The sequence below is a fragment of the Bacteroides sp. genome, assembly GCF_030151085.1.
In the GTDB taxonomy this organism is placed as follows: Bacteria; Bacteroidota; Bacteroidia; order Bacteroidales; family Bacteroidaceae; genus Bacteroides.
Window position 1 is genome coordinate 59,067 of record NZ_JASLER010000099.1, and the last position, 21,160, is coordinate 80,226.

The 21,160-nt window shown below is 44.9% G+C and carries 8 protein-coding genes; all 8 read left to right on the forward strand.

Annotated features, from left to right (window positions below; translation table 11 throughout):
- The first annotated feature begins 19 nt into the window (after positions 1 to 19).
- The 8 genes from Q1W14_RS21385 to Q1W14_RS21420 all read left to right on the forward strand — a co-directional run bounded on the left by Q1W14_RS21385 (position 20) and on the right by Q1W14_RS21420 (position 21,109).
- Positions 20 to 757: a DUF3823 domain-containing protein gene (locus Q1W14_RS21385; protein WP_300704854.1), complete on the forward strand. Its 738-nt coding sequence runs from the start codon at positions 20 to 22 to the stop codon at positions 755 to 757.
- Between the two features lie 189 nt (positions 758 to 946).
- Complete coding sequence (locus tag Q1W14_RS21390; RefSeq protein ID WP_300704856.1) at positions 947 to 4,639, forward strand: glycoside hydrolase family 2 TIM barrel-domain containing protein; 3,693 nt, start codon at positions 947 to 949, stop codon at positions 4,637 to 4,639.
- Between the two features lie 41 nt (positions 4,640 to 4,680).
- On the forward strand, positions 4,681 to 8,091 hold the full coding sequence (locus Q1W14_RS21395) for a PA14 domain-containing protein (RefSeq protein WP_300704858.1): 3,411 nt from the start codon (positions 4,681 to 4,683) through the stop codon (positions 8,089 to 8,091).
- 79 nt (positions 8,092 to 8,170) lie between these two features.
- Positions 8,171 to 10,963, forward strand: a complete 2,793-nt coding sequence (locus Q1W14_RS21400; protein WP_366945772.1) for a glycosyl hydrolase family 28-related protein — start codon at positions 8,171 to 8,173, stop codon at positions 10,961 to 10,963.
- A gap of 499 nt (positions 10,964 to 11,462) precedes the next feature.
- Positions 11,463 to 12,755 (forward strand): glycoside hydrolase family 71/99-like protein, encoded by a 1,293-nt coding sequence (locus Q1W14_RS21405; protein WP_300704861.1) that lies wholly within the window; start codon positions 11,463 to 11,465, stop codon positions 12,753 to 12,755.
- 38 nt (positions 12,756 to 12,793) lie between these two features.
- Positions 12,794 to 16,453: a heparinase II/III family protein gene (locus tag Q1W14_RS21410; protein ID WP_300704873.1), complete on the forward strand. Its 3,660-nt coding sequence runs from the start codon at positions 12,794 to 12,796 to the stop codon at positions 16,451 to 16,453.
- A 26-nt stretch (positions 16,454 to 16,479) separates the two neighbouring features.
- Positions 16,480 to 18,741: a GH92 family glycosyl hydrolase gene (locus tag Q1W14_RS21415; protein ID WP_300704863.1), complete on the forward strand. Its 2,262-nt coding sequence runs from the start codon at positions 16,480 to 16,482 to the stop codon at positions 18,739 to 18,741.
- Between the two features lie 7 nt (positions 18,742 to 18,748).
- Complete coding sequence (locus tag Q1W14_RS21420) at positions 18,749 to 21,109, forward strand: glycoside hydrolase family 3 N-terminal domain-containing protein (protein ID WP_300704864.1); 2,361 nt, start codon at positions 18,749 to 18,751, stop codon at positions 21,107 to 21,109.
- The last annotated feature ends 51 nt before the right edge of the window (positions 21,110 to 21,160 follow it).

Below are 21,160 nucleotides of genomic sequence, written 5' to 3' on the forward strand. Positions count from 1 at the left end.
TTTGAAAAAGGGAAATGATATGAAAAAGATATTTAATGTAATATTAGCTACTGTATTTGTATTGGGATTTTCATCCTGCGAAAAGGATAATTATGATGCCCCCGATGCAGGTGTATACGGACAGGTTGTCGATCATAACGGCAAACCACTCCAGACAGCAATGGGAAAGGGAAGTATGAAGATTCAGATTACGGAAATGAGTTATACAGGCAATGATGAATCAGTTGTGGTAACTCCGCAAGAACTGAATTTGAAGCAGGATGGTTCGTATTCCAATTCCAAGCTGTTTGCCGGAACTTACCGTATGATTCCTCTGGAAGGTGCTTTCTATCCTTACAATACGGAAGGGGAAACGGTTGAACTGAAGAATGGCAAAATGGCTGAACGTAACTTTGCAGTCACCCCCTATCTGGAAGTTGAATGGGTGACAGAGCCTTATCTGACTCCTGATAATTTATTGAAGTGTGTAGTGAGGTTTAAGCGGATTGCAAAAGAAGGAACTGCCATGCCGGACGTGAATAATATACAATTATATATTTCACATACACAGTATTGCGGAACAGAATCGGATGGAAACTACACACCGAGTTCTATGAAAATAGTGAATACGGATGAGGGTAAGTCTATTGAATTGACTTCCAAGATGGCTTTCAAATATTCCAATACTTATTGGGTAAGAGTTGGAGCTTGTTGTAATGACACTTACAAGAAATATAACTTTACCGATATAAAGAAAATAGATATCAAATTGAATTAGCAAAATAAGTAGGTAGGTAATTAGGTAGGTAAGGAGGGTATTTGTTTCCGAAATAAGTGCCCTCCTTCTTTTTAGGAGATTATTGCTGAAACTACTTGCGATTAATCTCTTTTTAATGTCTTATTAATTATTTATTTCACTTTCTGTTAATGGGGCAAGGTTACATTTGCAAAATAAAAGCTTAATATCATGAAGAATTTATATATCACTATTTGTACTGTTGCGTGCCTATTGGTTTCATCCTTTGGCTATGCACAATCAGAATGGAAAAATAGTTTCTCCACTCAAGGAGAAGTACTGAAAACAGTGGGGCGGGGAGATTGTAGTATTGCAGACGGTGTGTTTCGTTCAAAAGGTTCTTATGCTTGCTTTGGTAAGCCCGAATGGAAAAACTACACAATGTCTTTTAAAGCTCGTGCGCCTAAAGAAGCAGAACAAGTTCAAATCTGGGCGGGATTTCGTGCCAATAATCGTTTCGACCGTTATGTAGTTGGCATTAAAGGTGGATTACAGGATGATTTATACCTGATGCGCATGGGATATATGGGTACAGACGAATTTATGGGTGTTCGTCCGCTAGGCTTCCACCCGGTGCCGGGCGATTGGTATAACTTGAAGGTGGAAGTATGTGGTAGCCGTATTCGCGTATTCTTGAATGATGAAAAGGAACCACGCATGGATATAACGGATAAAAACGGCAACTTAGCACCTTCGGGTCCCGTCACTTTGGGAGGTGGTTGGATTGAAACAGAGTTTGACGACCTTGTTGTTACTCCGCTGGAAGAAGATGCATTGAAGAATGTGAAAGTGGCAGAATACCGCAAGGCAGTAACTCCACAGGAGAAAGAAAGTAAGCGTCGGCTTGCAAGAGCAAATTATTCGTCTGTTAAAGTGAATGAACTGAAGGAGGGGCGCACGGATATTTCATTGGATGGCAATTGGCTGTTTATGCCTGGATATCAGTTGGACGATAAAGAGAAAGCTGTATCCACAACAACGGACGATAAGAATTGGCATGTAATGTCTGTCCCTGATTTTTGGAATCCTATCCGTATCTGGCTGCATGGCGAAACTATGCCTTCGCCTACAGGCGCTCAGCCTAAAGGTGTTTCAGATACATACTATCAACAGGAAACGGACCGTTGCGAAGGTTATTCATTCGATTACAGGAAAACGAATGCCGCTTGGTATCGGCAATGGATAGAACTTCCCGCAGGAGTTGAAGGCAAGAATATGACTTTGACTTTCGATGCCATTTCAAAGGTGGCGGAGATATATATCAATGGAGAACTGGCAGGCTCGCATATCGGCATGTATGGTGAAATACAGGTGGATGGAAGTAAATTACTGAAACCCGGCAGAAACCTGATAGCAGTGAAAGTGACGCGCAAAGCAGATGACAGTTCTTCCGAGGGTGGTAGTGCTGCTATTGATTTCTTCTATTCTTCTGTTCGCGAAAGTGAACAAGAGGGTGGGAAGGTAGCTGTGAAAACCAATATTCTGAAAGATATAGCGCATGGATTTTACGGTGATGAGCCTGCCGGTATCTGGCAACCGGTGAAACTTACCGTCACCAATCCTGTGAAAGTGGAAGACGCCTTTATAAAGCCTACTTTGGAAGGAGCTACCTTCGATTTGACTGTGAAGAATCACGATGGTAAGAAGAATCAGTTCGACCTCTATACCGACATTGTGGACAAAGAAACCGGCTCTGTCCTTTATAGCAGTCTTTCTTTGCCGAAACTGGTGTTGAATGCCGGTGAAGAAAAGATGTTTACCTACAGTGTGAATGCGTTGAAGCCTCGTCTCTGGACACCTCAATATCCTAATCTGTACGATTTCCGGTTTCGATTGGTTACTGCCAAAGGAACTGAATTAGACTGTTTGACAGAAACGTCAGGCTTCCGTACTTTCGAAGTGAAGGAAGGTCTGTTCTTCCTGAACGGTAACCGCTATTGGTTGCGAGGTGGCAATCATATTCCGTTTGCCCTTGCCCCTAACGACTTGAATCTAGCCAATACCTTTATGCAACTGATGAAAGCCGGCAACATAGACGTCACTCGTACCCACACTACTCCTTGGAACAAACTTTGGATGGGTGCTGCCGACAAAAATGGCATCGGCGTTAGCTTCGAAGGCACCTGGCCTTGGCTGATGATTCACTCCACCCCATTGCCCGATGCAAAACTCATCGAAATGTGGAGGGAAGAGTTTCTCACTTTGTTGAAGAAATATCGTAACCACCCTTCGCTGCTCTTCTGGACGGTGAATAATGAAATGAAATTCTACGACAACGATGATGACCTGGAACGTGCCAAAGAGAAATACCGTGTGATTTCTGACGTGGTAAAAGAAATGCGTCGCATTGATCCTACACGTCCCATTTGCTTCGATTCCAATTATCAGGCAAAAGGCAAAAAAGAGAAGTATGGTGCCGACTTTATGAGTAGCATAGATGATGGAGACATTGACGATATGCACGCCTATTACAACTGGTATGACTTTTCGCTTTTCCGCTTCTTCAATGGAGAATTTCAGCAGAAGTTTAAGATGCCCGAACGCCCGCTTATCAGTCAGGAGATGTCGACCGGATATCCTAATAATGAGACCGGACATCCTACCCGTTCCTATCAGTTAATCCATCAGAATCCTCAATCGCTGATTGGTTACGAGTGTTATGACTTCGCCGATCCTAAATCATTTCTTACCACACAGGCATTCATAACAGGAGAGTTGGCAGAGGCGCTTCGTCGTTCCAATGACCAGGCATCGGGTATCATGCACTTTGCTCTTCTCACTTGGTTCCGCCAGGTGTACGATTATCAAAAGATCGAGCCCTATCCAACCTATTATGCCTTGAAACGTGCTTTGCAGCCCGTATTAGTGAGTGCTGAACTGTGGGGACGTAATCTGTATGGTGGAGATAAACTGCCAACCCGTATTTATGTAGTAAACGACCGTGAAAATGGTACTGCTTTACAGCCTACTTTGTTGCGATGGGAAGTACAAGACGAAACCGGAAAGAAACTGGTTTGGGGGATTGAAGAACTTCCGGCTGTGAAGCACTACGGACGTTACTATATTGAACCCAATATCCAATTGCCTACTAACTTGCCCGCTGATAAGGTGAAAGCCAAACTAGTGTTGAAGTTAACCGAGAATGGTTTGCCTGTATCAGAAAATGAATATAACTTGCTGTTAGCCCGCAAAGACTGGAACATAAACCAAATAGCCGCCGAAGGCAGCAAAGTGATTCTTTTGGACAAGGATGGTATAAAGAACAAACTTGATTTCCTTCATATAAACTATCAAACAGTTTCTACTATAAAAGAACTGCTAACCCCCAAGCAGAAGGCAAGCCTCTGCATTATTTCAGGGCTGACTGCATGCACCAATGAAGAAAAGGAGATGATTCGCTCTTATCAGTCGAAAGGTGGCACATTACTTTTGCTGAATAGTAAAGAGGTAGCGAAGACTGTTTATCCGGAACATATCACAGATTGGATTATTCCGACAGAAGGTGATATTGTGAATATGGAGCGTAATGACGCCCCGGTATTTGATGGAATCGATGTGCTGGAATTACGTTATTTCAACAATAATAAGCGCGAAATCCCATTGGCTTGTAATGCTACCCTGAAAGTAAACCGGAACGAAAACCTGATAGAGCTGGCAGGACAGATGAAGATACATGCCTATATCGACGGTGGAAAACCGGAAGACCGTATTCGTAAAATAGATTCGATGCGCGGGTTGACTTTACTTCAGATAAAGGATGGGAAAGGATTGGCTACAGTTTCTACTATGTGTACCGAAAAGGCTGATACCGACCCGATAGCAGGAAAGCTTTTGGTCAACATGATTAATGAACTGTTGAAATAGCAAGAAAACAAATATTACCCTTTAATACTGATATGATACTTATGAAAAAACATTTGTCTTTCTTTTGTCTCTTTACTATGCTTTTCCTTTTTTCGGCGTATGCCGGAGAAGGAAGGCATACCATCCCATTGACGGGAGGTGGCTGGTCATTGTGGTTCGATAAGGAAGCGAGCTGGCAGAACGATCGTCTTTACCTTCCGGCTGATATAACAGATTTGTCTTTGCTGCCTGTGAATCAACCCACAGGTGGCTGGCAAGTTTTGAGTAAAAACCCTGATGCCGTTTCGGTAGAAGTGCCGGGTACGGTAGAGGAATATCTTACCGTTTCTGATAATCCTCGCCCGGAGCATTTTAAGGGAGTCAGCTGGTGGTATCGTAAGATTGCAATTCCGGCAGACCAGAAGAACAAGCGTTTTATTATCTACTTTGAATCTGTCAGGATGCGTGCAGAAGTTTATCTTGATGGTAAGCTTGTGGCTTACGATCTGATTGGTGAGACTCCCTTCCATGTGGATATCACCGATGAGGCGAAACCGGGAACGGAACAACTGCTGGCAGTACGCATAACCAACCCCGGAGGTAACTTTCACTGGCAGGACTTCGATATACAGAAATGGGGAGAGTATAATATTCCTCCAGCAAGAGGTTTCAGCGGGATTATTGGTAGAGTAAAGTTGGAGAGTGTGAATCCTGTATTTGTTTCTGATATCTATATGCAGAATACTCCTGAAATGACTAAGGTGAATGCAATTTTATCTTTCACGAACGAAACAGCTTCCAGTGTGAAGCAGGATCTTGAACTTATAGTAGCAGAAAAGACCAATCCGGACAAAGTGGTATTCCGGCAGACATTGAAAAAGACCTCTTTTCCCTCAGGAAACCATGAGATAACGATTCCAGTCAGTGTTCCCGATGCCAAGCTCTGGGATTTATCCACTCCTGAACTATACACTTGTAATGTTCAGATTAAGAAAGGCAAGACGATAATCGATCAAGACAAAAAGACTTTCGGTTTCCGTTGGTTCACGGTGGATGGGGTCGGTAAGGATGCAGTTTTGCGCTTGAATGGTCGGCGAGTGATGCTGAAAAGTGCAATCAGTTGGGGGTACTTCCCCGTTACGGGACTGATTGCAACGACCGAGATGGCGGAAAAGCAGGTTCTTACTGCTAAAAAGTTAGGCTTGAATATGTTGAATTTCCATCGCTGCATTGGTAGTCCGATTGTTCTTGAAAAGGCCGACGAGTTAGGGCTGCTCTATTATGAGGAACCGGGTTCGTTCCATTCGGCTAATCATGATCCGTTTATTCGTACGATTGTGAATGAGAAATTGAAGCGCATGGTATACCGTGACCGTAGCCATCCGAGCCTTGTCATTTTTAATCTGATAAATGAGTTTGGAGGCAGGTTGTCACAGGATAAAGAGCTGGTAGCAAAGCGTATGAATGATATGCGTGAAGCTCATGCCGTAGACCCTAGTCGAATAATGTCGTTTACATCCGGTTGGGCAGGCAGTGAAGATAAAGAAGAAGATTCTAAAGCACATATGTTGCCGTTTGATACAACTCTATACCGGAAAGGTTGGTTCGATAATCATCGTGCCGGAGGACCGGAAACATGGGTGGAAAATTACTATAAAGGTCCCCGGGATAACATTATGTACACCAACAATCGGACAGAAGTTTACCTGAGGGGTGAAGAAGGAGCTATTTCTACTCCTCCCCGAATTCAGTTGATAAACGATAAAATTGCGGGCAACGGTAAAACCGGCTGGGATGGTCTTTTCTGGAAAAACCAGTATAAGGCTTTTACTGAATACTTTCAGGAAAAGAAACTTGCACCCCACTTCGGCACTCTTGATGAACTGACTCGTGGCATGGGCAATGTGTCTTTTGAACATCAGGGAAGGCGTATCGAGGGCATGAGAATGCAGAACCTGGGTGATGCCTATATGGTCAATGGATGGGAAGCGATGCCTTATGATAATCATTCCGGTATTGTGGACATCTATCGCAATCCTAAAGGAGATGCTTCTATATTGGCTTACTATAACCAGCCGCTATATGTGGCCGTTGCTTCGCGCAATCAGGTCGTAAAGCTTCCGGGCAGCGCAACGGTCGATTTCTATATCGTGAATGAGAAGAATCTGAAAGGCGATCATACGCTTGAGATAAAGATGGTGGCTCCCGATGGAAAAGTCGTTTATACCCGGAATGAAAAAGTAACTATCAAAGGTGGTGAAGTGTTCGGTCAGCTTTTACTGGAGAATGTGGAGATTCCTGTAGACAGTAAGGAAGGTACCTATCGCATAAAAGCTGAAATAAAAGCAGACAATCAACAGATATGTGCACAGGGACACGACGAGGTAGTGGCTGTAAACTGGCAAGTAGCTGATTTAGCAGGTAATGGGGCTTATTATGGAACAGATAGTGACAAAGACAAAGTGGCTTCTTTCTATAAAAAAGCGACCGGAAAAGAACTTTCTGCCTTTACTTCCGAAGCGGGTAAACTGGACTGGCTTGTGGTGAACCGTTCGTCTTTGGACGAACCTGTTGTTATCCCTTCGGCTTATTTTAAAAATCAGAAGGGGGAATCTACGCTGAAGGCTACCTGGTTTAGCGAGCCTGATATGAATATCGTGGCCTCTGTAAAAACGAATATGGAGCTTAACCGGAGTTTTGTGGATGGCGCACAGCCGGATGAGTCTGTTCCTGCCAACCAGCCCTTCTCTGTGATATGGGAAGGGGAGATTTATCCGCCTGAATCAGGACAATATCTACTTGGTGTTGAAACCAATCGGGGGGTACGTATGTACGTTGACGACCAACAACTGATTGATGAGTATTATAATGATTCTCCCATGAAGCAAGACAGACCTGTGGTGATGGAAGCCGGTAAGCCGGTAAAGGTACGGGTAGTATATCGTCAGACCCATCAGTCCGGTCAGATACAATTGAAGTGGTCCCGGCCAAGCGCGGCGGTGATTGCTCCGCAGGAGTTATTTGAACGTGTGAAGAAAGATGGCACTACTTTAATTCTCCTAGGCTGCACTGAAACATGGATGAAAGCTGTTGCCGAATATACAAACACGGTATATAATGGTTATTATAATGTAGGAAAGAACTGGATTGGCGGAATTCATTTTGTAAAAGAGCACCCCTTATTTGCTGGTCTTCCGGTGAATAATGCCATGAATTGGCCTTATCAATCGGTGGTGAAGAATGGCGACCAGAGATTTGGCTTCCGCATGCATGGAGAAGAGTTGGTAGTCGGCTCTTATCGGAGTACTCCATTTGAATTAGGTACAGCTGTGGGTGTCATCCCTTGTGGAAAAGGAAAGATTATATTCTCTTCACTGGATATTGCGGACAAACTGGATGAACCGTCAGGACCAGCAGAAGTGGCCAGAAAAATATTGTGCAACTATATCAAATACTCTTTGAACAAACAATAATATGAATCGAAACTATTCAGACAATGCGGCAGGTAAGAAAAGTCCTGCAAATGCGTTTTTCAAGTTAGGTATAGCGGCTATGATAGCCCTGATGGCAATGCTTCCTACGAATATTGCCGGTGCACAGACTGTAAAACAGCAACTGCTTAGGCAGAGTATCAAAACCGTCTATCCCACAAAAGACTGGGTTATATCCGACTTTGTAGTGACTGACTCTGAGTTTGGGGCTAAAGCCCAGCCGGGATTTGACAACAGGGCTGCTTTCCAGGCAGCTATTGATGCCGCATATAAGAATGGTGGCGGGGTAGTGTATATACCTGCCGGAAATTACGAATTCCGTAGTACACAAGTGGGGACTAAAAACGTCCGAGTTCGCCAGGGGCGCTCGGAAGGAAATAAAGAGTTTCATTTCGAGTATGTGCTGCGTCTGCATCCCGGGGTACAGCTTCGGGGTGACTGGACTGCCCCCGAATCGAATAACGGGAAAGTCCTTGGAACCATTCTCGAAGTGCGCACCGGCAAGAATTCACCGAATCATGATGGAAGTGTGGAAAGTTGGTGGAACGACGGGCAGGCTGGAAACGCGCTTCGTACCACCTACACAAGCATAGCTGATAGATTCATAGAAATGAATGCAGGTACCGGAGTTACCAATCTCTCTATCTGGTATCCCGAACAGGATATTAAGGATGTAGCACCCTATCCGTGGACGTTGTTCCAAACCCAGGGAGATTGCGCAACGATAGAGCATGTCACGCTCGTAAACTCTTACAACGGTTTCAACTCCGCCCCTAGCGAACTGCATTATGTGCTGGACAGTTATATAACAGCCCTTAATAAAGGCATCGAAGTGCATGTATGTACCGATATCGGGCGTATTGAAAATGTCCGGATAAGTCCCCAATACTGGGCTAATTCAGGACTTCCGGGAGCTCCCTCTCTTGCTGATGTAACAGCCTATACAAAAGCGAACGGCATAGGATATCAAATGCACCGTTCGGACTGGGAATATGTTTCTTATCTCCATGTCTCTGGCTATAAAACTGGGGTATGGATAGGCCGTGAACCCGGATTTGCCGATGCACCGAACGCTCAGTTGTACGAGGTTCACGTAGATAACTGCGGGAACGGATTGTACGTTGAGGATGTCAATCCGTATGGCATACTTATATCCAACTCCTCATTTGGAGCCGCCAAAGATGGCAATGCCGTATACTTTTACAAGGATTTCAGCACTTCGGTGCAGTTCAACGGAGTGGATTTCAACGGGCCTGTTGTAAGCGATGGCAAAGATGGAGTCGTATCGTTTGAAAGTTGTACTTTTGACAAATACAACGATTATGCGCTCAAGATAAACAGTGGTAATGTATTGTTGTCCCAGTGTGATTTTAAGAAGAATGCCGGGCATGTATATCTTGGAGCGGATATGCGTACGCTGAAATCAGTCAATTCGGGCTATAAGTGGGAACTGAAGGTTGACAATCACAGCACTTCGGCCAAAGTAGAAGTCATCGCGGGGAAGAAATACGCTTTTGAACCAATTCCTGAGAATATAAAGACAAATATTGACGTGCACCCCAGGCCGATGTCGGACAAAGTCTTGAAAGCAGAACTAGCTAGAGCAACGGGCTATAATAACAATCGTCCTGTAAAAGATGTATCAGCCGACTTGCAATCTGCACTCGATGCAGTGAAAGCTGCCGGTGGAGGTACGCTCTACTTGCCTGCCGGAAGATATCTGGTGAACAATCCTGTCAAAGTGCCTTCGGGAGTGGAACTAAGGGGTTCATGGGATGTGCAACATCACACGCAAAGCGGTGGAACTGCCTTGTTTACCAACTATGATGGCGGAACCGCAGGCGAAAGCGGTGCTTCGCTCATACAGCTCGAAGCCAATGCAGGCATCAGAGGTATAACGCTGGCACAGCTCAATATTGCTTCTGACGGTTTCAGCATTGAAAATCCCAGGAAGACACCGTTCCTGATACAGGGACAAGGTCCGAAGGTGTACATCGTCAACGTAACCATAGCCGTAGGCGACAAAGGGATAGACTTGGCTTCTTATGATACTAGTGGGCACTATGTCGATTATCTGGGTGGTGTGCCTTTACGAGCAGGTATCTGGGTTGGCGGTGGAGCCGAGGGCGGATTCATCCGTAACATGCAGTTTAACCCCCACTATGGATCGAGACTTCCCGAAGGAGGGCAGGGATATCCTGAGGTATTTATGATGCGCTTTGTACAATCTAATTGCAGTGCGCTTAAATTTGCCGATGTCAAGAACCAAACTATTTTCAACAACTTCGTCTATGGTTCGGTATATGGCATACATTTCCTCAAGGATGCAATCACAGGTCGCTATCCGGGGAAAATGACTGTTATTGGTCATGGCTCTGACGGATGTACCTATTCTCTCTTTGTAGAAGATGCGGACAAGGACACTAAGATTATTACCGTTAACTCAGAGTTGGTCAACACCAAAATACCGGACGAACCGGTCAGGGCGTACGTTCTTATGGGCGACAATGTGAATACCGGCAAGGTTCATCCTAATGCTAAACTAATCTTGTACAATAGTGCCTTTTGGGGCAACCCCGTCTTCGGCGCGATTATAAACAATGGTATTGTATCATTTCAGCAAGCCAACTTCACACGCTCAGGTACGCAGGGAGTAGATGTCAGAGGTGGCAAAGCGCATGTGTACACTTCCTATTTCGCTCAAAAAATAACAGAGGATGCTACCGAAAAGGAAGCATATGCTAAACTGGGTGAACGGGGCAAATCAATAGAACTCACCAATAACTACTATATCTCCGGTCTTCGGTATAACAAGTTAGGCGGGGGATTGATTTATGGTTCAGATGAAAAGTAGGTATTCTTTGCACCATTTAATTCATTACTTGCATGTATGAATACACTTCATTGAATATGTTGCTTCTTAACTCTAAAAAGCCCAAAAATTATTCTCTAAAACGGAATAAACAACTAATTTTATGCTCATAAACAAGTAAGTCGTTTGCAAGCAGCCCATGGGTCGTTTGCAAGCATCTCATGGGCTGATAGTAAACGACCCATAGGCTGCTTGCAAACGACTTACTTGTTAGTGACATCTTTAAGATTAGTCTTCCACATATCAGCATTTAGTTTTCCACAGCAGACGAAATAGTTTTGAGCTATACCATTCAGCCCTTGGGCTCCAAATTGATACAGACTACTAAAAAGGCGATTAATATCTCATTTTAATTGAAAATTAATTCTCAGATAAGCACAATATAGCTGACGGCTTAATCTCTGGAATTTACTTTTGCAGCAAGATAATAGCTACAATAAGCTGTAAGTTTTTTAATAACAGATATAACAGATAATACATTATGAAGAATAAGTTATTCGTCACATTGGGGCTTCTTGGCATGAGCATGTTAGCTTACGCCGGTCCCAAGCACTCGCAGGAAACTTCTTATCCAAGTTATAAAGGATTGATTATGGCCGGATACCAAGGCTGGTTTCGCGGACCACAGGATGGAACCAATCAAGGTTATGGTCATTATGGTAGCGGAAAGCAATTCGACGAAAAGCATTGCACGATTGATGCTTGGCCGGATGTAAGCGAATATGAAAAGACCTATGAGACGCCTTTCAGACATGCCGATGGCAGCAAGGCACGTGTGTTCAGTTCGGCCGATAAATCTACTGTCGACCTGCACTTCAAGTGGATGAAAGAGTATGGGGTAGACGGGGTATTTGTGCAACGTTTTTTTAGCAATACCCGTGGAGAGCAGCAGAACTCGGTACCCAACCGCATTTTGACGAATGCCTTAGAAGCTGCTTCAAAATACGACCGTGCCATAGCAGTCATGTATGATTTGTCCGGGCTGAAAAAGTCGGGTGAGGACTGCTCCTTGATTATGGAAGATTGGAAAAGACTGGTAGATAATGAAAAGGTAACTAATCAGGTTGGGAAAAAGACGTATCTGCATCATAGCGGAAAGCCTGTAGTAGCTATATGGGGAGTAGGCTTCCCCGACCGACCTTATAATATAAGGAATATCGGTCTGGATCGTTTGATAGACTTCTTGCAGAATGACCCAGTTTACGGTGGGTGCACGGTGATGCTGGGTGTTCCTACTTTCTGGCGCAGTCTGGAAGCCGATTGTATCAATGACCCCTATCTACATACAGTAATTAAGCAGGCGGATATTGTTCTGCCATGGACTGTTCAGCGCTTTTCTCCTTTATTGCACAATGACATGGACCGTTTTCGTGACTTGGTGATTGAAGATATTCGCTGGTGCAAGGAGAATGGCGTAGATTATGTTCCTGCCGTAACTCCTGGGTTCAGTTGGCACAATCTCAGCAAACTGGAGTTCCCGGATGACGTGAAGCCGGTCGGCAGTATTCCCCGTCAGGGAGGGCGTTTCTATTGGCAGCAGCTTTCTACCGCAATGTTGGCAGGAGCTGAGATGATTTATGTAGCTATGTTTGATGAAGTTGACGAAGGCACCGCCATCTTCAAGTGCACCGGTGAGCCTCCGGTTAGTGACACTGCCAAGTTTATTGATATGGACGGGCAGCCTTCCGATCATTATTTGTGGCTGACGGGCGAAGCTGCCCGCATGCTGAGAAAAGAGATTCCTTTGACGTTTACGATGCCTGTTAGGAAATAGTTAATGAAAAAAGATACCTGGTGAAATTTGAATATACCATGAAAGATAAGAAGATTTTAGCTGGAATAGCCTATACTGTTCTGTTCCTTTTCGCAGGAATAGGAGGGAACTGTTGGGCGCAAACAGAAAATACAAATTTATATTGGAATCTGCGTACACAGATGACACCTTTACGCTTACCGCTACCACCAGTTGGCTATAAACCGCAATATCTGGATTTGAATACAGACGGAAAACCGGATGCCATCCAATCTGTTACCCATAACGATATTCCCATTCTGTGGCTGGATGATGACGGCAATATGAAGAAAGGAGACTTGGAAGGCGATATGGTGAATGATTGCCTGTTGATTGACCGCAACAAGGATGGTGTTTACGGAGGGCAGGGCGACTTGATTATCGACTGGGTGGACACGAATGGCGACGGAAAAGCCGATATGCAGATTCTGATAGAGTATCCTAAAGAGCGAACAGGAGAAGTGTGGCCCAACGGGCATTATATGATTATGATGGATCTGGATCACGACAATGTCTTCAATTATATCAACTGGAATAATTTCACTCTTCAATGTTGGGATCGTAGCGGACTGTCCGATTTCTACGAGGATTATAGCGGACGGACTGCTTTCCTGAAGATACACACTTCTACGTATGACATGAAGGACTTGCGCTTGAATTGGGAGAATCCCTTCTTGTTCTATGATCCCGACAAGGACCACTTGACCGAAATGGCTATCCGTATGGTTGACTCTCCTAAGATACACGACCCCAAGGCACCCTCCAACAGCTATGTGAACCGCCAATTGGAAGGACGTGTGGACTGGGTGTCATTGGCTGTCGATCTGGATAATGACAATACCACCGGCAATGAATTTGATTTCGACTTCACACTCAGTTTTCAAGGAGAGGGCTTTGATTATAGGGATCAGGTTCATCCTATTCAGAATGTGCGCGGATTGCCAGAGGCTGACCCATTCTTTATGGACCCTCGTTACCGCCAACTGAAAGAACTGATTTACCCGGATCATGACAGTGCACAGAAACTTATTTTTCAGCGTGGTAGATGGAACCGCATCAACTTTGTATATGACGAAGACGATGATTGCAGCCGTTGGGAACGTGTAGAACTCTACGACCCAAGAGATCCATTCAAAGTGGGGTGGAACAAAGGAGGCATTGATAACAATAAGCAGAGCGATGCTGCCGGTGACCGCGGCGAATGGGACATGGATAATTCGGGCAATGCCCGTCTCTACCTAAGCCGTTTTGATGGGCGGCTGCATCTTTATGGAGCCGAGACTGGCGTTTGGCGTATAGACCAGAATGCCGAATATTATGAAGGATGGGATCGCATGTGGATGGGAAATCGTGACCCTAAGCGCTTTGCAACTGTGCTTTATAGCGACCGTGATGCGAATGGCTTCTTTGATCATATAGAGTATGACTTGGATGGTGATGCCAAGATGGAGACTATCATCGATTTTAAAGACTTGGCTATAGATGACGCCTGTCAATTGATAGATGTCTCTCATTTTACTTACAAAGATTATCTTGCTTTGGGTAAACGTATGTCCGAAGGGATTTGGAAACGTGCGGGGCAAGCCGTGCAAGTTGCGCGCCAATATGGTGTGGAGCCTTTATGGTATGCCAAATGGATGCAAACCTCTACTAGCCGTGAGAAATACAATCGTGGATATTGGTTGCAGTTCTATCTCTATAAGGATTTGGAGAACCTCTTTATCCGTCAGGGCGATGCCGGGAAACTCCGTTTGTTGAATCAGGCCTATTACTCTGGCAATTGGTCGTTGGTAGCGAAGAAGGGCAATGAAGGTTTTCACTTCTTTTCGGAGGAAGATATTGCTTCCATTCGTTCGTCGGCAAAGACTCGTTGGGGAAAGGCGATTGTAGCAGATTTAAAGCAGAAGGTACAGCAGAGGCGGATGCACCCGTTGGAAGTTCCCAAAGAAGAAGGTGGTCATTTTCATGATTACTTCTGTCCGGTGCATAATTTGCAGTTCACTTTCCGATGGGACAAGCCACTGGCACACTACTGTTCGGCTTGCAAAAAAGAGTGGACAGGAGTGGGGTGTTATGACTGGGCATGGGGTTACGAAGTACACATGCTCAACAAAGATTATCTCTATCAGTGCATGTACCTCTATCTGGCAACGGGGAAACAAAAATATGCCGATTACATCCGAACAATGTTATTGGACTATGCCGGTAAATATGCCGGTTGGTTTGAGCACAATGCTGGGCGACAAGCAACAGATAAACATAGCGGCAAAGCATTTGCCCAAAGCCTTGATGAAGCAAATTGGGCTACGAAAGTTGCTATGACATACTCCGTTATCAAGCCTCTTTTGACAGAAAAAGAAGTTAAAACCATTGAAGACGGATATCTCACCCCCGCTGCTATTCTGCTGCTGCACCGCCCTGCGGAAGCAAACTGGCAAATGTGGCATAACAGTGGGCTGGTTGCTCTGGGTATTGCTTTGGAAAACGATTCTATTGTCGATGTAGCCATCAATAAAGAGAGGTTCGGCTATCATTATTTAATAGGCAAACATAAGAATGATGACGGTTGGATCAATGAAGGCTCTCCCCATTACCATTACTATCCGTTGGAAGCCTTGTTGTTTACAGCCAATGCGGTGAAGTGCCGGGGAGTCAAGTTGTTTGATGAAGACCTGCATGATATGTTTGCCGAGCCTGTGAAGGGCACTTACCCCGATTTGTCTTTTCCTGCCCATAGCGACGGTTGGTATGGTGCAAACCTGCTTTCGCAATCAGCGCTCTATGAAGTGGCGAATGCGCGGTTTAGTAATCCTCTCTTAAAGCGGGTACTACAACTGACATATAGCCGTAAGAAACGCCTCGACCCGGAAGCTCTACTGAATAATCAGGCAATAGAAGGAGCTAATGAGCCACTGATTCAGTCCAGTTATTCGTTCGATACTTCGGGCTTCTGCCTGTTACGTAGTGAGGCTCGTACGGTAGTATTGAAGTTTGGTGGCGAAGGTATCGGTCATGGGCATCCCGACAAACTTTCTATTACCATTCATGATGGCAATAGGGAGTTGGTTTCCGATTTTGGTACTTCCGGTTATGGAATTCCTGATTATCTGAAGTGGTATAAGCGCAGCCTCTCACACAATACGGTGATTGTGGATGCAAAAGACCAGAAGCGAAGCGTAGGCAAACTCCTGAACTTCTTTCCGCGTCCCGATGGCGGATATGCTGAAGCGGAGACTACAACGGCTTATCCGGGCGTAAAGATGAAGCGCAGTATGGACTTGAAAGGCACTCATCTGCAAGATGTATATACTTGTGTTTCGGACACTTCGCATATCTATGAATACGTTATCTTGTTCAACGAAAAGCCTGCGATAGAGGGGGCGTCTGTAGCCACTATATTGAAAGGAAGCGAGGTGCACGGACGGATTCATAACACGTTCTCCTATCCTTATCAACCGGGATTTATTTGCCGTACTTCGGCTGCATCGGTTCGCTTCGACGTTACCGAAGGCGAAGTGCTGGAAGTTGTGTTGGGCGAAGCTTCGGGAATACCTGCTAATCCAACAGTAAAAGAGGGACCCGGTGCGGGAGACATAGCGGTAAAACCCTGTTATCCCTTGATTATCCGTACCAAAGGGGATACAATGACGGTGAAAGCAGATTGGAACTTTATGCATTAATTGAATAAACATAAACTTATTATAATATGAAAAGCAGATACTATATGCTGTTGTTAGCTGTTGGATTCGGATTGTTATCCTGTGCCGAAAAAAACTCGTCGGAAGAATATACCGACCAAGTGAATGTATTCATTGGAACCGGAGGACATGGTCATACCTTTCCAGGGGCAACATTGCCTCATGGTATGGTACAATTAAGTCCCGACACCCGTTTGATGGGGTGGGACGCATGTTCCGGTTATTATTATGACGACTCCTCTATTATGGGATTCAGTCACACCCATCTTAGTGGGACGGGTATCGGAGATTATGGTGACATTCTATTTATGCCGGTAGTCGGAGAGAAACCATTAGTGGCAGGTACTGCCGGAAAACCGGATGAAGGATATCGCTCCCGTTTCTCGCATGAACAGGAAAGCGCCCGTCCGGGATATTATCAGGTTTTATTAAAAGATGATTCTATTAATGTGGAACTGACTGCTACACTCCGTGCCGGCATGCACCGCTACACCTATCCTAAAGCAGACGATGCCCGTTTAATCATTGATATGGAACCAACGATTCACGGTCATCAGCATCCTGTTACCCAAATCCGCATCGTGAATGATTCTACTATTGCCGGAATGAAATATACCAAGGGCTGGGCAAAGCATCATTATGTTTATTTCCATGCAACATTTTCCAGTCCCTTTACTTATAAACTATACTCTGATACCATTTATCAGCCCGATAGCACGTCTGTTACAGTAAGCACAGCAAAAGCGGTACTCACTTTCAACAATCTTTCTGCCAATAAATGTGTGATGGCTAAAGTCGGTATATCCAGTGTGGATGAAGAAGGTGCCCGAAAGAATGTAACGGCGGAAATCCCCGACTGGAATTTCGACAATGTGCAACAGAAGGCAAATGTAGCTTGGAATGAAGCTTTAGGCAGAATTGATGTAGAGACTTCGGACAAAGACGACCGTACCGTCTTTTATACCTCTTTGTATCATACCTATATCCAGCCAAGTCTGGCCTCGGACGTAGATGGGCGTTATCGTGCCATGAGCCATGAAATCAAGCAAGATACAGCTTATATAAACTATACCGTATTCTCTTTATGGGACACTTTCCGTGCCGCCCATCCGCTATATACCATCATAACCCCGGAATTGAACCAAGCCTTTATCCGTTCTTTGCTTCGTAAATACGATGAGTCGGGCATTCTGCCTAAGTGGGAATTGGCATCTAACGAAACGGGCACGATGATTGGCTATCATGCCGTATCTGTCATTGCCGATGCAATGATGAAGAAGCAATGCAACTTCGATGTGAACAAGGCTTTGGAAGCATGCATCCGTTCTTCGGTGTACGATACTACCGGCATAACGCCGATGATGGACCGCGAGATTCTTCTCGAAAAGCTTATGTCCCCAGCTATCAAGTATAAGAATGAACTGGGCTATATTCCTTGTGATAAAGTAGGCGGTTCTGTTTCGCAAGGATTGGAAATAGCCTACAATGATTGGCTGATAGCACAATTGATGAAGGAGAATAACCGCAAGGACTTGTATGATAAATATATGGATTTGTCCAAGGCATACCGCAATTACTTCGATCCGGAAACCAAGTTGATGCGTGGACGGTTGAGTGATGGTAGTTGGATAACTCCTTTTGACCCTTCGTCTGTGCAACGTCCCAGCAATTATGTAGAGGGCAATGCCTGGCAATGGGCATGGTTTGTGCCGCAGGATGTAGATGGATTGATGGAACTGGTTGGCGGCAAGGAAGCATTTGTTGCTCATCTCGATACGCTGTTCACTACAAGCTCCGAATTGACGGGTGATCCGAATGCCGCTGCCGATGTAACGGGTATGATCGGTCAATATGCTCATGGCAATGAACCGAGTCATCATATTCCTTATCTATACAACTATGGCGGAGAACCTCACAAAACGCAAGCTTTGGTCGATCATATTCTCCGTACCCTCTACCATAATAATCCCGACGGACTTTCGGGGAATGAAGATGTCGGTCAGATGTCAGCTTGGTATGTACTTAGTTCAATGGGATTCTATTCATTCTGCCCGGGACGTCCGGTTTATGAGATAGGTCGTCCGTTATTCGATAAAGTGACCATTCATTTGGAGAACGGGAAAGACTTTGTTATCCGTACAAAGAATAATAACAAAGAAAATAAGTATATTCGCTCCATGAAGTTGAATGGAGAGAATTTGGAAGTACCTCGCTTCTCTCATTTCGATTTGATGAAAGGTGGAGAACTTATATTAGAAATGGAAAAGTAAGAATACTATGAGAAGAAGAATTGCTTTATGTATTGCTATATCGCTGTGCGCTGGGCTGAATGCCGGCAGTAATCCGGGAATCTATAAGAAAGGCTGGATCGATTTTAATAAAAACGGTATAAAGGATGTCTATGAAGATCCTTCGGCACCGATTGATGCCAGGGTGAAGGACTTGTTGTCTCAAATGACACTGGATGAGAAAACCTGCCAGATGGCTACCTTGTATGGTTCAGGGCGAGTTCTGAAGGATTCCTTACCTACAGTTGGCTGGGCAAATGAAATTTGGAAAGATGGTATAGCTAATATAGACGAACAAGCCAATGGCTTAGGTAAATTTGGTTCTTCAATATCTTATCCATATACCCGCAGTGTAGATAACCGACACACCATTCAACGTTGGTTTGTAGAAAGCACCCGCCTCGGAATACCGGTCGATTTTACCAATGAGGGCATTCGTGGCTTGTGCCATGACCGCGCTACCATGTTTCCTGCCCAATGTGGACAGGGGGCGACTTGGAATAAGAACCTGATTCGTGAAATAGCTCATGTCACTGCCAATGAAGCGAATGCATTGGGATATACTAATATTTATTCGCCCATTCTGGATATTGCCCAAGACCCCCGTTGGGGGCGCGTAGTAGAATGCTATGGTGAAGACCCTTTCCTAGTAGGAGAAATGGGCAAACAGATGATAACCGGACTACAGGAGAAAGGTCTTGTAGCTACTCCCAAACATTTTGCTGTATATAGTATTCCGGTAGGTGGGCGTGACGAAGGTACTCGTACCGACCCGCATGTGGCTCCGCGTGAAATGCGGACGCTCTATCTGGAATCTTTCCGCAAGGCGTTTTGTGATGCCGGGGCTTTAGGTGTAATGAGTTCGTATAATGATTATGACGGCGAGCCCATTACGGGCAGTTATCATTTCCTCACAGAGATCCTCCGTCATGAATGGGGCTTTAAAGGATATGTAGTATCGGATAGTGAAGCGGTAGAGTTTCTGTATTCCAAACATCACGTTGCCGCCGATGCAGTAGAGGGAGCTGCCCAGGTGGTGAATGCCGGACTTAACGTGCGCACCAATTTTACTTTGCCCGAGAACTTCCTCCGCCCGCTCAGGCAGGCTATCAGTGAAGGCAAGGTTTCCATAAAAACTATTGATAGCCGTGTGGCCGATGTGTTGCGGGTAAAATTCATTATGGGACTGTTCGACCATCCTTATAAGGGGGATGCCAAACAACCCGAAAACGTGGTGCATAGCAAGGAACATCAAGCTGTATCTATGAGAGCGGCACTGGAATCCATCGTCTTATTGAAGAATGAGAATAACATTCTGCCACTTTCCAAGAATACTAAGAAGATTGCGGTGATTGGTCCCAATGCCGAAGAAGTAAATAACCTGATATGTCGCTATGGTCCTGCCAATGCACCGATAAAGACAATCTATCAAGGTATAAAAGAATACTTGCCCGGTGCGGAAGTGCGTTATGCCAAAGGTGCTGATATCATTGACAAGCATTTCCCTGAAAGTGAACTTTATTCAGTTCCTTTGGATAAGGACGAACAGACGATGATGGATGAGGCGGTAGCTTTGGCAAAAGAATCCGATGTTGCCATCATGGTATTAGGAGGTAATGAAAAGACGGTGCGTGAGGAATACTCCCGTAGCAGTCTGGAATTGTGCGGACGTCAGCAGAAACTTTTAGAAGCGGTGTATGCTACCGGCAAACCAGTCGTACTGGTACTGGTGGACGGACGCGCCTCAACTATCAATTGGGCTGAGAAGTACATCCCGGGTATCCTTCATGCTTGGTTCCCCGGTGAGTTTATGGGCGATGCTGTGGCTAAAGTTCTTTTCGGTGATTACAATCCGGGTGGTAAATTGGCTGTAACTTTCCCTAAATCTGTTGGGCAGATACCATTTGCTTTCCCCTTTAAGCCGGGATCAGATACGAAAGGATTTGTCCGTGTATCAGGTGCGCTTTACCCGTTCGGCTACGGACTGAGTTATACTACATTTGCATACAGTGATTTGCAAATCAAGAATCCGGTAGTAGGTATTCAAAGTAATGTCAATCTGAGTTGCAAGATCAAGAATAATGGCAAAGTAGCCGGAGACGAAGTAGTTCAGCTATACCTGCATGATGAACAAAGTTCGGTTACCACTTATGTGAAAGTGCTTCGCGGATTCGAACGCATTCATCTCGAACCGGGAGAAGAAAAGACGGTGGATTTCGTTCTTACTCCTCAGGAGTTGGGCTTATGGAACAAAGACAATCATTTTGTAGTAGAACCGGGTACATTTGCTGTAATGGTGGGAAGTTCCTCCCAAGATATTCGTTTGCAAGGTAAGTTTGATGTGAAATAAGGTTAGCTTGAAGCGAAATAGGAAACTGTTTTCCCGAAAAATACTCTTACT

Excerpts from the sequence above, each read along its gene's own strand:
- Q1W14_RS21385 (WP_300704854.1), top strand. The coding sequence starts at position 20 with ATGAAAAAGATATTTAATGTAATATTAGCTACTGTATTTGTATTGGGA.
- Q1W14_RS21390 (WP_300704856.1), top strand. The coding sequence starts at position 947 with ATGAAGAATTTATATATCACTATTTGTACTGTTGCGTGCCTATTGGTT.
- Q1W14_RS21395 (WP_300704858.1), top strand. The coding sequence starts at position 4,681 with ATGAAAAAACATTTGTCTTTCTTTTGTCTCTTTACTATGCTTTTCCTT.
- Q1W14_RS21400 (WP_366945772.1), top strand. The coding sequence starts at position 8,171 with ATGATAGCCCTGATGGCAATGCTTCCTACGAATATTGCCGGTGCACAG.
- Q1W14_RS21405 (WP_300704861.1), top strand. The coding sequence starts at position 11,463 with ATGAAGAATAAGTTATTCGTCACATTGGGGCTTCTTGGCATGAGCATG.
- Q1W14_RS21410 (WP_300704873.1), top strand. The coding sequence starts at position 12,794 with ATGAAAGATAAGAAGATTTTAGCTGGAATAGCCTATACTGTTCTGTTC.
- Q1W14_RS21415 (WP_300704863.1), top strand. The coding sequence starts at position 16,480 with ATGAAAAGCAGATACTATATGCTGTTGTTAGCTGTTGGATTCGGATTG.
- Q1W14_RS21420 (WP_300704864.1), top strand. The coding sequence starts at position 18,749 with ATGAGAAGAAGAATTGCTTTATGTATTGCTATATCGCTGTGCGCTGGG.